Source organism: Actinomyces oricola (genome assembly GCF_004104015.1).
Classification (GTDB): domain Bacteria; phylum Actinomycetota; class Actinomycetes; order Actinomycetales; family Actinomycetaceae; genus Actinomyces; species Actinomyces oricola.
Window position 1 is genome coordinate 11,770 of the sequence record NZ_RYFV01000007.1, and the last position, 13,828, is coordinate 25,597.

The 13,828-nt window shown below is 71.5% G+C and carries 11 protein-coding genes; 6 read left to right on the forward strand and 5 right to left on the reverse strand.

The features are described from left to right. The first annotated feature begins 306 nt into the window (after positions 1 to 306). Genes EUC46_RS04285 through EUC46_RS04295 form a run of 3 tightly spaced genes read left to right on the forward strand, consistent with a single transcriptional unit; the run spans position 307 to position 6,184 of the window. A complete protein-coding gene (locus EUC46_RS04285; protein WP_241655397.1) occupies positions 307 to 552 on the forward strand; it encodes a WhiB family transcriptional regulator in 246 nt (81 codons plus the stop codon). Then, a complete protein-coding gene (locus tag EUC46_RS04290; RefSeq protein ID WP_128772962.1) occupies positions 549 to 4,619 on the forward strand; it encodes a glycosyltransferase in 4,071 nt (1,356 codons plus the stop codon). The genes EUC46_RS04285 and EUC46_RS04290 overlap by 4 nt, the downstream gene beginning before the upstream one ends. Further along, positions 4,616 to 6,184 carry a DUF5719 family protein gene (locus EUC46_RS04295; RefSeq protein WP_241655383.1) on the forward strand — a complete coding sequence of 523 codons (1,569 nt, stop codon included), beginning with the start codon at positions 4,616 to 4,618 and terminating at the stop codon, positions 6,182 to 6,184. Before EUC46_RS04290 ends, EUC46_RS04295 begins: the two co-directional genes overlap by 4 nt. Positions 6,185 to 6,274: 90 nt before the next feature. On the opposite strand, the gene EUC46_RS04300 is transcribed toward EUC46_RS04295, so the two are convergent. Next, positions 6,275 to 6,721 carry a metallopeptidase family protein gene (locus tag EUC46_RS04300; RefSeq protein WP_241655384.1) on the reverse strand — a complete coding sequence of 149 codons (447 nt, stop codon included), beginning with the start codon at positions 6,719 to 6,721 and terminating at the stop codon, positions 6,275 to 6,277. Between the two features lie 261 nt (positions 6,722 to 6,982). On the opposite strand from EUC46_RS04300, the gene EUC46_RS04305 reads away from it, so the two are divergent. Together EUC46_RS04305 and EUC46_RS04310 are read left to right on the forward strand one after the other, a co-directional pair. Further along, a complete protein-coding gene (locus EUC46_RS04305; RefSeq protein WP_128772963.1) occupies positions 6,983 to 7,420 on the forward strand; it encodes a DUF3499 domain-containing protein in 438 nt (145 codons plus the stop codon). Position 7,421: 1 nt separating this feature from the next. Further along, complete coding sequence (locus tag EUC46_RS04310) at positions 7,422 to 7,637, forward strand: Trm112 family protein (protein ID WP_128772964.1); 216 nt, start codon at positions 7,422 to 7,424, stop codon at positions 7,635 to 7,637. A gap of 652 nt (positions 7,638 to 8,289) precedes the next feature. On the opposite strand, the gene EUC46_RS04315 is transcribed toward EUC46_RS04310, so the two are convergent. Beyond that, positions 8,290 to 9,159 carry an RDD family protein gene (locus EUC46_RS04315; protein ID WP_128772965.1) on the reverse strand — a complete coding sequence of 290 codons (870 nt, stop codon included), beginning with the start codon at positions 9,157 to 9,159 and terminating at the stop codon, positions 8,290 to 8,292. Between the two features lie 14 nt (positions 9,160 to 9,173). Here EUC46_RS04315 and EUC46_RS04320 point away from each other — a divergent pair, with 14 nt between their 5' ends. Further along, positions 9,174 to 10,169 carry a stage II sporulation protein M gene (locus EUC46_RS04320; RefSeq protein WP_128772966.1) on the forward strand — a complete coding sequence of 332 codons (996 nt, stop codon included), beginning with the start codon at positions 9,174 to 9,176 and terminating at the stop codon, positions 10,167 to 10,169. Between the two features lie 26 nt (positions 10,170 to 10,195). Here EUC46_RS04320 and EUC46_RS04325 read toward each other — a convergent pair whose 3' ends face one another. The 3 genes from EUC46_RS04325 to EUC46_RS04335 are packed head-to-tail and all read right to left on the reverse strand — an operon-like array spanning position 10,196 to position 13,826. Then, the gene (locus EUC46_RS04325) at positions 10,196 to 11,488 is read right to left on the reverse strand and encodes a DUF58 domain-containing protein (protein ID WP_128772967.1); all 1,293 of its coding nucleotides are present in this window, start codon (positions 11,486 to 11,488) and stop codon (positions 10,196 to 10,198) included. A 41-nt stretch (positions 11,489 to 11,529) separates the two neighbouring features. Then, positions 11,530 to 12,633 (reverse strand): AAA family ATPase, encoded by a 1,104-nt coding sequence (locus EUC46_RS04330; protein ID WP_128772968.1) that lies wholly within the window; start codon positions 12,631 to 12,633, stop codon positions 11,530 to 11,532. Continuing rightward, on the reverse strand, positions 12,630 to 13,826 hold the full coding sequence (locus EUC46_RS04335; protein WP_128772969.1) for a DUF4350 domain-containing protein: 1,197 nt from the start codon (positions 13,824 to 13,826) through the stop codon (positions 12,630 to 12,632). The genes EUC46_RS04330 and EUC46_RS04335 overlap by 4 nt, the downstream gene beginning before the upstream one ends. Positions 13,827 to 13,828 lie beyond the last annotated feature (2 nt).

Here is a 13,828-nt window from a genome sequence, read left to right on the forward strand (position 1 = left end):
CTCCAAGCTCCTGTGATATCAACGTTATCTTCCTGTGATCTTAGTGTGTGTCCACAGACACAGGTGGGCCGCTCCAGACCCCCGGGGCGGGGCTGGCGAGGGTCCTGCGGGGCCCGCGAAACGCCCGACACGCCAAGGTCACGAGTCGGTGATGATTGGCTCTACGGCTTGACGCAGGCCGACCTACAGCCATGTAATTTTGCGTAGTCTTTATGTCGACCCGGAAGGGAGGCGGCCATGTGGAACATCCTCGGCCCAGGTCCGCTAGCGCGGATCGATGAGGCTGACAGTGCCGTGCAGCTCCTTATGGGCAGCGACGATGTCGACGAGGGCCCCCTTGCTTGGCAGGAGCGCGCTCTGTGCGCCCAGACCGACCCGGAGGCCTTCTTCCCTGAGAAGGGTGGCTCCACCCGTGAAGCCAAGCGCGTATGTGCCTCGTGCGAGGTCCGCGCCGAGTGCTTGGAGTACGCCCTGGCCAGTGATGAGCGTTTCGGCATCTGGGGCGGCCTGTCAGAGCGCGAGCGCCGCAAGCTCAAACGCCGTGCGGTATGACTGCTCCGGGCGCCCTGGACCTCGGTGGGCGCGCCCATGGGATTGAGACGCTAGCCGTTCTCGTCTCAGCCGGCGTAACCCCCTACCTGCCTAGCACCCTGCGCGCCCTGGCGCGTCAAACACACGCCCCCGAGGTCGTCCTCGTGGTTGATGTCGCTTCGCGCGACAACGGCTTGGGCGACGGCAGCCCCGTCGAGGAGGCGGTTGAGCTTTCCGGCCTGGACGCTGTCAGCGATGTGCGCATTGTGCGCGTCGCCAACGCCACGAGTTTCGGGGGCGCCGTCACCCAGGGCATGGAGCGTTACGCAGCGCTCATTACCGCAGGTAACCGTCGGCGCCTGCCCACCGACTCGGGCGCCACCTCAGTGGCCACCGGGGCCCTGGCCCGGCCCGGCTCGCTGACCGCCGCGCAGCTGACCGGCCCCACCGGCGCCCTGTCGCCGATCACCGCCTCTGAGAAAAGCACCTTGCAGGATGAGGACGCCACCAGGGAGCACTTCCTGTGGCTCCTCCACGACGACTCGGCCCCAGAACCGACCTGCCTGGAGGAGCTGGTCAGCGCCGCGGCCGAGGGCCGCTCGGTGGCCCTGGTCGGCCCCAAGCAGGTCGACTGGGACAACCCTGAAATCCTCTTGGAGGTGGGCCTGCGCACCACGGCCTCGGCCCGCCGCGCCAACGACATCGTCCCCGGGGAGATCGACCAGGGGCAGCATGACGACCGCAGTGACGTCCTGGCGGTGGGTACCGCGGGCGCCTTCGTCGATCGTGCCGTGTGGGAGCAGGTGGGGGGCACCTCGCCCTACTTCGCTCCTTTCGGGGACGGCCTGGAGCTGTCCCGGGCGGTGCGCCTGGCCGGGTATCGCGTTGTGGTGGCCCCGAAGGCCGTTGTGCGCCACCGGCGGGCCTCCTACCTGGGGGTGCGCGTGCGCGGAACGGGCGCGCGCCGGACGAAGGCGCCGCTTCTGCCCGACCCCGACCGCAGCTACCGGCCACGGCGCATCGCCCAGCTGACCGCTTGGGCGACCTTCTCCACCCGCCCCGTCGGCCTGCTATTGACCTGGTTCGTGCTGCTGGGCCTGGTCCGTACCGCCTGGAGGCTGTTGTCCAAAGACCCCGCCCTGGCGCGCGACGAGTTCATTGCGGCGCTGCGCGTGGCGAGCAGGCCCGCCCGGATCCGCCAGGGGCGCCGCCGCCTGGCCGCATTCACCGCCGTGCCCCGCACAGTGGTGGCCGAGCTCTACCTCGATCCCGCTCAGATCCGCGTCGTGCGCCGTGACCGGGCCCGCCAGGAGCGGGAACGGGTGGCCCGGGCCCAAGCCCCCAGCGAGCTGGAGCTTCGCGAACTACAGGCCCTGGCGCGCCGCCGCCGCTGGGTTCTCGCGGCCGTCCTCCTGGTGGCCCTGGCCCTGGGCCTGGTGGGCATGTCGTCAGTGATTGTGGCGCGCTCCCTGACCGGGGGGGCCCTGGTTTCGCTGGGGCAGGAGTGGCGCCAGAACTGGGACGCCGCTTGGGCGACCTGGGCGGCGTCCGGCGACGGCTACCCCGCAACACTGACCCCGTTCCTGGCCGTCTTGGCCCTACCCCAGGCCCTGGGAGGCCTTGTGGGCTTGACCGGCGACTCCCTGGTCCACCTGCTCCTCCTCCTGGCCCTGCCATTGGGGGCGGCCGGCGCCTGGGCGGCTGCGGGAACCATTACGAGACGCACCAGCCTGCGGGCCTGGGCCGCCCTGGTCTGGGCCCTGTCGCCCACGCTCCTGCTGGCTGTGGGCCAAGGGCGCTTGGCGGCCGTCCTCGTCCACCTCGTGCTTCCCTGGGCGCTGACCGCCCTGGCGCGGGCCGTGGGCGCCGACCGGCGGGACCTGGTCCTGTCCGGGCTGGTGGGGGCCCACCAGCTCACCGATGAGGAGCGCGCCGAACTGGAGCGCTTCGCCCACGAGCGCATTGAGGACCTGGGAGTACCTGAGGACGAGGAGGGCCTCCCGGACGAGGACAAGGTCCCCGAGGACCAGGAGGAGTCTGGGGATCAGGGCGGGGCCTCCGGGGATGAGCCCGAGGGCCAGAACGAGGGCCACAAGGAGCCCTCCCGGGACTCCGGCCAGGAGGCTCAGGACACCAGTGCTACCGGTACGCGGGCTCGCGCGTCAGCCCCCGGGCCGGGCGCGCACGCCGCTGACCCCGGCCCCGACACTGCGGAGAAGACCGGGGCCGGCGCCGCGGGCGACAGCCGACACGGTAGCGCCGAGCCGTCATCCCCCGCCCCCGCCGCGGAGGGGGCCGGCGACGCCGAGGGCTTCCCCAAGGAGGGCGTCGAGGCCGACGGGGCCGCTGACGAGGCCAAGGAGAGCGCATCTCCAGAAGAGGACGGCAACCCGGCTGAGGACGACGACGAAGACGATCAGGTCCCGGCCGACGACCCCCGGGTGGTCGCCATCCGAACAGGGACCGCCCAGCACTACGGGCCCGGGTCGCCCACCGCCGCGGCGGTGGCGGGCTTACTGCTGACCGCCATTGTGGCGGCAGCCCCGGCCACCGCGGCCGTCGTGATCCCAGCCCTGCTCGTGCTCATGGTCGCCTCCTGGCGGTCTGCTCCGCGCCTGCTGCTCACGCTCGCCCCCGTGGTCGCCACGGCCGCCCCCTCCTGGTGGCGCGCCTGGCACATCTGGGCCTCCACAGGTCGGCTGGCGGCGGCCCAGTACCTGCTCACCGACCCCGGCGCCCCCCTGAGTGCACCGGCCCCCAGCGCCATGGAGATGCTCCTGGGCCTGCCCCAGGACCTGGACTCCATTCTCACTGCGCCGCTCCTGGCGTTGGCGGCCAAGGCCGTGCTCGCCCTGGTACCCGTCCTGGCCGTCGCCGGCCTGCTCCTGAGCGGCCGCCACGGGGCGCGTGCGCGCATGGGCTTCCTCGGCGCGGCTGGTGCGCTGGCCCTGGCGCTGGCGGCCGCCCGCCTCCCCTCGGGCGTGGGCCCCGCCCCGGGGGCCGATAGCGCCGAATTGGCCACCGCCTGGCCCGGAACCGCTGTCTCACTGCTCCTGGTGGGACTTCTCACCTCCGCCCTGGCCGCCGCGGACGCCGCCCGCAGCGCCCTGGTGCGTCACCCCACCCGCGGGCTCCGCCTGACCCTGACTGTCATGAGCGTCCTGGCCCTGGCCGGGCCCCTGGCGGCCGGGGGAGCGTGGGCCCTGGCCGCCGCCGGCTCCGACGCCCAGGGGAGGGCCGCCTCCGTCATGGCCCTGCGGGCCGGGGGCCAACAGATCCCGATCATTGCCAGTGAGATCCAGCGTTCCGGGGCCGCCGGCAGGGTCCTGGTGCTCACCTCCACCGACTCCGGCCTGGAGGTCTCCCTGTGGCGCGGGGAAGGGACCCTGCTGGCGGACACCATCCCGGCGGTGACCGCCGCCCAACTCGCCGCGCGCACTGACACCGGTCCCCTGAGCCTGGGCGGACCGGCCTCCGACACCACCCAAAGCGTGCTGCTGGATCAGGCCGACGCCGAGCTGGCCACCATTGTCGCCAGTGGGGCCGCCGGCCAGGACGAGGCCGTTGCCGACCAGCTGGCCGCCCACGGCATCGCCGTAGTGCTGCTGGCCGACCGGCCCGGCGACGAGACCACCGCACTGGTCAAGGCGGGCCTGGACGCCACGCCCGGCCTGGAGCAACTGACCCAGACCGCCGCTGGCATTTCCTGGCGCGTGACCCCCAGCACCGGTGCTGAGCCGGCCCGGGCCGCCCTAGTCGACGACCAGGGGCGGAGCACTACTCTTCCGTGGAGAGGCACCCGCCTGACGGCCACGGTGCCCGCCGCTCAACCGGCCAGCACCCTGGTCCTGGCTGAGCGGGCCGACCCGGCCTGGCGGGCCACGCTCAACGGGCAGCCGCTTCAAGCCGCCACCGTGCCCGGTCCCGAGGGAACCTGGAGACAGGCCTTCACCGTCCCGGCCGGCGGAGGGGAGCTTGTGGTCACCCACGAAGGCACCACCGCGACCATGGCCCCGGCCATCTGGGTCACCTGGGGCCTGGTGGCCCTGGCCTCCCTGCCCCTGCGACGCCGGAGGATCTCAGCATGACCCCCTCCAAGCCGGTAAGACCCGCATCCGCCAAGGGCCGCAGCAGGCGTGCGCGCCGCCGTCGACGCCGGGCCGTGCGGCACGCCGCGAGCCTGCTCCTATCCGCCGTACTGCTCGCCGCCGTGGTGAGCCTGGCCTGGTGGGGCACGCTCACCCCTCCAGTGCCTCCAAGCCCAGTGAGCGCCGTCAACGTCCTGGCCACCACCACTGACACTCCTTTCGTCTGCCCGGCGGCCCCGAGGAACACGCTGGGCGCGGTCGCCCTGGGGCAGACCACGAGCACCACCACCATCACCCCCCTGCCCGGCGCCTCGGCACTGTCCTGGGGCCAGGAGGAGTTGGACACCTCGGCGCCCACGGTGCGCACTGATGGCGAGGGCGGCACCCTGCACCTGGTGGCCGGAGAAGTGGCCGGGCAAGACTCGCCCGCTGGGGGGGTCGTGGGCGTATCCACCACGCTGACCCCCGACGGGGACCTGCGCGGGCTGACCGCCGCACCCTGCTCCCCCGCCTCAGCGATCTCTTGGTTCGTCGGCGGGTCGACCGCGCTCGGCTCCTCCGCCGAACTGCGCATGACCAACCCCGGGACCACCACGGTCAAAGCGAGAGTGTCCCTCTACGGCTCCACCGGTCGCCTCGCCCTGCCCTCCAACGGTGAGTTGACCGTACCCGCCGGTCAGACTGTGGCGCTGCTCCTGGAGACGGCCGGGGCGGCCGACGACCGGGTGGCCCTCTCAGTGGAGGCCGATGGCGGCACCATTGTGCCCGTCCTGGTCACTGAATCCCTCGACGGCGAAACCCCCGCCGGAACCGAGGTCCTAACCCGTGGGGCCGCCCCCAGCACCAGCCTGAGTGTGCCCGGCGTAGTCCTGGTTGAACCTGAGAACCAGGGCGAGCGCTCCGATGCGCAGACCTCAGCAGTCAGCGCCCAATCACCCGCGGTGCGGGTGGTCAACCCCGGCACTGAGGCGGCCACGGTATCCGTTTCCCTCCTGGGGGCCGCCGGGCAGGAGGCTCTGCCGGGCGCCGAGCAGGTCGTCATCGACCCTGGTGCGGTGTTCGATATCTCCTTGGGCGGTGTGGCACCGGGGCATTACGCGGTGCGAGTCACCTCCGACGCCCCGGTGAGCGCCGCGGTCCGCCTGGTGCGCAGCGCCGGGGAGTACCCGGCCCGCTCCGGGGCCTTGGCCCATGACATCGCCTGGGTGCAGGCCACCACCCCCGGGACCCTGGATTCGGCGACCCTCGCGGTGCCCCGCGAACAGGGGCTCTCCCCGGTGGTCGTGCTCTCCAATTCCTCGGCGCGCGACGCCGCCCTCACCTTGGGGTCGGCGGACGGGTCCTGGACCCAGGAGATCACGGTGCCGGCGTGGTCCACCCTCACCCCTGAAATACCCCAGGGGGTCACAGCGCTCACCCTCAGCGGCCAGGACGTGGACGCCGTCAGTGCGGCCGCAGTCGTGACCGTTTCGGTCCAGGGGGATGTTCCAGGCGAACTCATTGCCGTCATCCCGGCGGTGCCCGATGCCGCGGCCCTCAGCGGGCGCCCCATTCTCTTGCGCTAGCTTTCGCACTGGGCGACACCTGCGGCGGCCCGTTCCCAACGCCCCTCACGCCATCAAGCACGTCATCAAGGCGCATTGCGCCCAGTGGCCTCAGCGAGCCTCCGGGTCGATCTCCTCCGGGCGGCGCCCGAGCATGAGAGCCACCTGCTCGACCACCACCCGCTGGACCAGCTCAGCCAGCTCGGCGCGGTCGCGCGCCCGGAAGGTCACCGGGCGGCGGTAGATGACAACACGGGCCGGGAGTCCGGCATGCGGATCGGCGGTAAAACCCCGGCCCAACACCACACCCCGCTCCCAAGGCGCAGGGTCGGAGGGCGGCACCTCCTCCACGGCGAACTGGATGGCGGTGACCTGGGGGACTCGGGAGGCCAGGGCGTCCGCCGCACGGACCACCATGTCGTCGAAAACCTCCGCCCGGGTCCGCCACCCGGGAAGAACCGGGGGCATGAGAGGGCCCCGCAGCCCGTGCCCGTGCCGGTCCCGACGACGCCGCGCCACAGGAGCGCGGACGGTCGGGCGGTGCTGTACGGGACTCACGCCCCCAACCCTACGGGCCACCGGCTCCGGGGGCGGCAGGCGCGGCCGCGCCTGCGCTGGTTGCGTCCCCTAAGCCGGTTTCGCCACATATTCGCCCACCTAATGGGCGGGGCGGGAGCCGGCCGTGGAGGGCGCGGCCGCGGGGGTGACATCCGCGGGGCCTGACCGCCCATGAGGACCGTGAAGGACCGTGAGCGGTGCGGTCGCGCTCGCCCGGGGTGGCTGGACGCAAAACAGGGGCGGCCGCGGTAGCCTGCGTCAGTGAGAAGCGTCCGACGCTGCCGGCGTCCCGGCTGTGAGAACCCCGCTGTGGCGACCCTGACGAGCGTGTACGCGGACTCCACCATTGTGCTGGGGCCGTTGGCCACCGAACGCGAGCCCGAGGCCTACGACTTGTGTCAGAAGCACGTGGACTCCTTCACCGCCCCGCGCGGCTGGCAGGTCATCCGCCTGGCCACCGACTTCGCCCCAGCGCCCCCCAGCGAGGATGACCTGCTGGCCCTGGCCGACGCCGTGCGCGAGGCCTCCAGGGTGCCCCGGCCCTCCCCGCAGCCCGTCGAGCGCGCCGGCAGGCCAGGGGGCATTGTGCCCGGCCCCCTCACCCGTGACCCGGTCTCGCCGGCAGCACCTCCCCTGGCCACGGGGGAGATTCTGCGCCGCGGTCACCTGCGCGTCCTGCGTGGGGACAAGGAGGACTGAGATGACCGGCAGCGCCCTGCCGGCCTGGCTGCGCGAATCGCTGCGTTGCCCGGTAACCGGAGGGGAACTCGTAGACGACCTGGATGAGCAGGGCCGTCCGCAGCTGGTCTCGCCCGGTGCGGCCCTGGCCTACCCCGTGCGCAATGGTGTTCCCATCCTGCTCGCCGGCCAGGCCCGTCCCCTGTCAGGCGCCGACTCGGCCGACCCCCGCCCCTGAGGCGCCCCGGCTGCCGGCGGATCCAGGTAACGGGCGCGCGAGGCCGCCTGCGCCGGCCCGGGTCCTTAAGAGGGGTGCCACCCGGCTCCAGGGGTCGCGCCGTCCGGGATCCCCTGGGGGTGTGCGGGCTTGGGGGTTGCACATTCTTTCTTCCCTCAAGGAGTGGGGAGGCGCGGAATCCTGCGGATCTGCTCGAGATCTGGGGGTCCGGGAAGGGGATGAATGTGCGAACGGGTACGTCGTTGCACATTCATCCTTGTCGAACCGACCCCCTACGATGAGGGATCGTTGAAATACCAACGATCCCTCACAGGCTGGTGCAAGAAGAATGTGCAACACCGCCACGCCTGACTCCTGTGGACGCGCTGGTTTCCTTGAGGTTGGCCGGGCCCGAGCGCGTCGGCGGGGGCCTGCAGGCCCAGGACATCAGGGAGATACCGTGAAGAGCTCAGGGGTCGTGCCGGCGGGGGCCTGCAGGCCCAGGACGTCAGGGAGGCACCCCTGCCCTCGGCATTGAGGAAGGGCTTGTTGATGCTGGCAGTGTTCTCCCCGAGCAGCCCCGCCCTCGAGGTGGTCTCCGTCTGGTCCGGGGTGAGGCGCCCCGGCCGGTGCGCCCATGAGTCGAAGCACGACAGGGTGGAGCGGGCCCCGTTCAGGAGCCCGGGGCGCGCACCCCGAAGGGCGGGCGGGCGAACTGCGCAGCGGCCCGCTGGTCGGCCTGACGGTCGCGCTGCTCCAGAAGCAGCTCCCGATTCCTGCGCTCGGTCAAGACCGCCGCCAGCAGCCGCTCCGGGTGCGTGCCCAGGGGCGGGGGCGGGGAAACGCAGGCCAGGGCCTGGCCGGCCAAGTAGCGCCCCAGGCGGTCCCTGGCGTCAGGGCGCAGGGACGAGGCCCGTTGCAGGAAGGTGCGGCCCACCAGGGCCAGGTTGCCCGGCAGGGCGCGCAGGTCCGCTCCCTGAGCCCACTCGGCCAGCTCCGGGGGCATGAGCAGCGGTGGGGAGGCGTGGCCGGCAGCCCGGTCCCGCACCACATAGGTGCCCGCCATGAGGTCCCCCAGCCGCTTGCCGCGCCGCGTTATCGCACAGGTCGCCACCGCGATCATGCCCTGGAAGAACCACACCTCCACCGCGGAGGCCAAAACCCGCACCAGGCAGTGGCGCAATCGCACCGGCCCACCGTCGTCGCGCACCACCCGGCTGCCGGCCACCAGCCTGCCGGCGCTGCGCCCCCGCGTCAGCACCTCGACGGTCAGGGGGATCAGCACAACCCAGGTGAAAAAGAAAAGAGCCACCATGGTGGCGGCCATCGCGCCCGATACTTGGAGGTCGAACCTGTCCACCAGGGCGGCGAAGGTCAGCACCGTGAGCGCGAGGCAGATGCTGTAGAGGGTGTAGTCAATGAGCCCGGAGATGATTCGGACACCCACGGAGGCCGGGACCACTTCCAGGGCGACCGCCTCCCCAGTCACCATGAGGTCCCGTTCGATCATTCGCTCGGAGGAGGAATCAATGTGGTTCACCATGGCAGACTCCCTGCGTGGATATTGATGCTTTTGCTGCCGCGCACCGCGACCAGTGGGAGCGCCTCGACTCGCTCGTGGCGCGCCGTCGCCTCTCCGGGGCCGAGGCCGACGAGCTGGTGACCCTTTACCGGGCCAGCGCCCGACACCTTTCGCGCATCCGCACCGGGGCCCCCGACCCCCAGCTCATTGCCGAGATGTCTACCCGCGTGGCGGCAGCCCGTGGCCGCTTGACGGGCACGCGCGAGGCGCGCCTGAGCGACCTTAAACGCTTCCTGATCTACTCCGTGCCCGCCGCCCTGTACCGGGTGCGCTGGTGGACGGTGGGGGTCATGGTCGTGGAGATCGCCATAGCGGTGGTTATTGCCGTGTGGACGGTGCGCAGCCCAGCGGCCATGTCGGCACTGGGCACCCCGGCCATGCTGGACCAGTATGCCAACGAATCCTTTGAGGCCTACTACTCCGAGTACGCGCCCTCCGAGTTCGCCGCCTCCGTGTGGACCAATAACGCCCGCATTGCCGCGATCTGCGTGGCCAGCGGCGTGACCGGCTTCGTGCCGCTCTACGTCCTGTACGGCAATGCGGTCATGCTGGGGCAGGCCGGCGCCGTCATGGCCGACCACGACCTGCTCTGGGAGTTCTTCGCCCTCATCCTGCCCCACGGGCTGCTGGAGCTCACCTGCATCTTCGTTGCCGGCGGGGCCGGGCTGCGCCTGTTCTGGACACTGCTGGTACCCGGCCCCCGCTCCCGCGGGGTCGCCCTGGCCACCGAGGGGCGTGCACTGATGACCGTGGCGGTCGGGCTGACCGGCGCCCTGGCCGTCGCCGGTGTCATTGAAGCCTTCGTGACCCCGGCCCCCATGCCCTGGGCGGTCAAGATCACCATTGGCGCCCTGGCATTGGCCGCCCTGTGGGTCTACACCCTGGTCCTGGGGCGGCGTGCAGTGCTGGCGGGGCACAGCGGGGACCTGGAGGAGACCGAGGCCGGCAGCACACTTCCCGAGGCGGGCTGAGGGGTCCGCGTCCCGCACCCCGGCCATTAGAGCCTCCCCGCGGCCTTGAGCGCCAGGTAGGTGTCGGCCAGCGCCGGGGCCAGGGACCCGGGCGGGGCCTGCACAACCTCGGCCCCGGCCCGCAGCAGACGCTGACGCACCGCGTCGAGTTCAACCAGGTCGTGCTCGGCGGCGGCAGCCGTGTAGGCGCTCTCAGCGTCGGCGCGCGTTTGACGCAGCACCTCCAGCCCCGGGTCGGTGGCGCAGGCCACCACCAGCGTGTGGTCGGTGGCCAAAGCGCCCAACGCCCTCACCATGGAGGCGTCGGTGCCCGAACCGTCCAGGGCGGTGAGGACCACCACCAGGGCGCGCTGGGACAGGGCCCGGCGCACCGTCGAGGTCACCAGAGTCCAGTCGATCTCCACCAGGGTGGCCTCCAGGGGGGCGAATTGGTCGGCCAGGGCACTCATGAGGGCCGGCCCGGCCTCCCCGCGCACCTGCATGCGCAGGGCCGTGTCCACGGCAATGACATCAATCCGGTCGCCGGCCCGTGAAGCCAGTGCGGACAGCAGTAGGGCGGCCTCCATATGGGCGTCGAGCCGGGGGGCGTCCTCCAGACGGGCGGCGGCCAGCCGACTGGTGTCCAGGACAATGAGGACACGCCGGTCCCGCTCAGGGCGCCAGGTGCGCACCACCACCTCGCCGCGCCGGGCCGTGGAACGCCAATCAATGGAGCGCACGTCATCGCCCACGACGTACTCACGCAGAGAATCGAACTCGGTCCCCGCCCCGCGCACCATGACGGTGCTGCGCCCGTCGAGCTCACGCAGGCGCGCTAACCGGCTGGCCAGGTGGCGGCGAGAGGCGAAAGCCGGCAGCACCCGCAGCCGTGCCGGACAGCGCAAGGAGGCCTGCCGCCCGGCCAACCCGAGCGGTCCGGGTATGCGCACCGTGACCAGATCGGCGTCTCGGTCTCCACGGCGCGAGGGAGTGAGCGTCGTGCGGCTGCGGCGCCGCTGTCCCGGAGGAAGCTCCATGGTGGAGCGCTCCCGGGTGGCCCCCGCCGACGGCGGCCAGGCGTCACGCACTTGTGCGCGCACCTGGCGCGGCCCATCGTTGAATACCGTCAGGGTCGCCGTTGTCGACTCTCCCAGCCGCACCACCCGCGCCACTGAGCGCGTCACGCGCAGCCTCCTCGGCGAGGGCGCGGCAATGGCGTCCAGGCAGGCCGCCGTCAGCACCACCGTTGACCAGGCCACAATCGTGGCCGGACGCGGCACCAGCATGACCAGCACCACACCGGCGACCAACGCCCACACCGTGCGCATGGTCAGGTACACGCCGGGCCCTCCCTTCCTGTCCTATGGGGCATGACGCTGTTTCAGCGGGGGACCGGCACCGAACGCAGCACGCCGTTGATCACCGACTCGGTGGTGACCCCCTCCATCTCGGCTTCGGCGCGCAGCTGGATGCGGTGGCGCAGCGTAGGCAGAGCCAGGGCCTTGACGTCGTCGGGGGTGATGAAGGAGCGGCCGCCCAGCCACGCCCAGGCCCGCGAGGAGGCCAACAGCGCCGTCGCCCCACGGGGGGACACCCCCAGGGCCACGGAGGGTGTCGTTCGGGTTGCCCGCACCAGGTCAACGACATAGGCGAGTACTTCGGGGGCGGCCCCCACGGTGCGCACCTGGGCGCGGGCAGCCGACAGGTCCTCAGGAGTGGCCACAGCCCGAAGACCCGCACTGGTCAGGTCCCGGGGGTCGAAGCCCCCCGAGTGGCGTGAGAGCACCTCGATCTCCTCATTGCGCTCAGGCAGCGGCAGCACGAGCTTGAGCAGGAAGCGGTCCAACTGGGCCTCAGGCAGGGGGTAGGTGCCCTCGTACTCCACCGGGTTCTGGGTGGCAATGACCATAAAGGGCTCCGGCAGGGGACGAGGAGTTCCGTCCACTGAGACCTGGCGCTCCTCCATGGCCTCCAGGAGCGCGGCCTGGGTCTTGGGCGGAGTGCGGTTGATCTCGTCAGCCAGAAGGAGGTTGGTGAACACCGGACCGGCCCTGAAGGAGAATTCGGCGCTGCGCGAGTCGTAAACCAGTGAACCGGTGACGTCACCGGGCATGAGATCAGGGGTGAACTGGATGCGCTTAGTGCCTATATCCAGGGCTTGGGCCAGGGAGCGGACCAGCAGCGTCTTGGCCACACCGGGCACGCCCTCCAGCAGCACGTGCCCACCGGCCAACATGGCTATGACCAACCCGGTCACGGCGGCGTCTTGACCCACAATCGCCTTGCCGACCTCAGAGCGCACGGCTACCAGCCGGGAGCGAGGATCGAGGGCGGGTTGGGGGGAGCCGGCCGAGGCCCCCTCGGCGGCTGCTGAGGCTGCCGCGGGCACCGAGCCATAACCCCCGGGGCCGGTCGTCAGTGTCGTGGTGGCGGCCTCGTGAGAGGCGTCGGATGCGCTGGCCTCAGCGCCGGTGGGGGTGCTCATCGGGGGTGAACCTCGCTCTCAAGTTGGTCGAGCAGGACGGCCAGATCCGCCAGGGACCTGTCATCGGTGGGCGTGGGCCCGTACAGGAGCTGGTAGATCATCTCCTGGTCTTGTCCACTGGCCCGGGCAATGGCCTCCACCAGTTGGTGGGGGTCCGCGCCGGAGTGGAGGCCCAGGTAGCGTCCCATACGCATGGCGGTGGCGGCGCGCAGGGCCTGGGCGGCGCGCTCGCGGTCCGCCGCCTTGCGATACAGGCGCCCACGGCCCTCAGTGGTTTCGGTGGCGCGCACGAGCACCGGCAGCTTCTCGGGCACGATGCGCCCGAAACGGCGTCCGCGCACCAGCGCTAGAACCATGGTAGTGACCGCCGCCTGGGCCAGGAGCACCGGCAGCCAACGGGGGGTGCTCACGGTTTGCCAGATGCTCAGCCCGCGTTCCTGGGCGGCGTCGAACCATACCAGCTCCTCATTGTGGCCCAGGGCCCGGATGCTCAGCGCGGCGTTGCCCGCGGAGGCCAGGTTGGCGTTGGATACAATGGAGCTGTCGGCAATGACGCGTAGTTGCCCGCCGGAGTTCATGGGGACGGTGACATAGGCGTACCGGTCCGTGGCCACCGGGAAGCAGCCAACAGCCTCGTGCGCCTGGTCTATCTTGACCGATCCCCGGGAGCCGTCCAGGCTCTCGGCGGCCAGGGCGTCCCGGTCGTTGCACGCGGGGGCCAAGTCGGTGTCCGCTGGAGCCGAGGTGCCGCTGGAGGTCAGGGATGAGAGCCCGTCAAGGTCCTGGTACAGGGCGCCAATGACGACGACATCCCCACCGGCCCGCCGGATAGCGCTGCGCTCGGAATAAGTGAGCGCCCCGGCGTTAATCAGCGCCACGGTGGCCCCCTGGGCGGAGGCGGCCACGGCCTGGTCGACGGAGGAGACTTCCCGCACCGTCACACCCTCGGCGCGCAGGAGCTCGGCAAGGGCCTGCGCCCCCTCGGGCGCGGGATTGTTAATGGCCAGGGGAACCTCGGAGGTGGTGGGCTTTGTCCACATAGTGATCAGGGTGACCGCCAAGAGCAGAGCGGAGGCGGCCAGCAGTGGCCTCCAGCGCCGCAGGCGAACAGACACAGGGGTGCCGACCACCTGATCGGCGGGGGCCTGGGGCGGCTCGGCGAGGGCGGGAGAGGCGCTTGTGGCGGCACTCATAG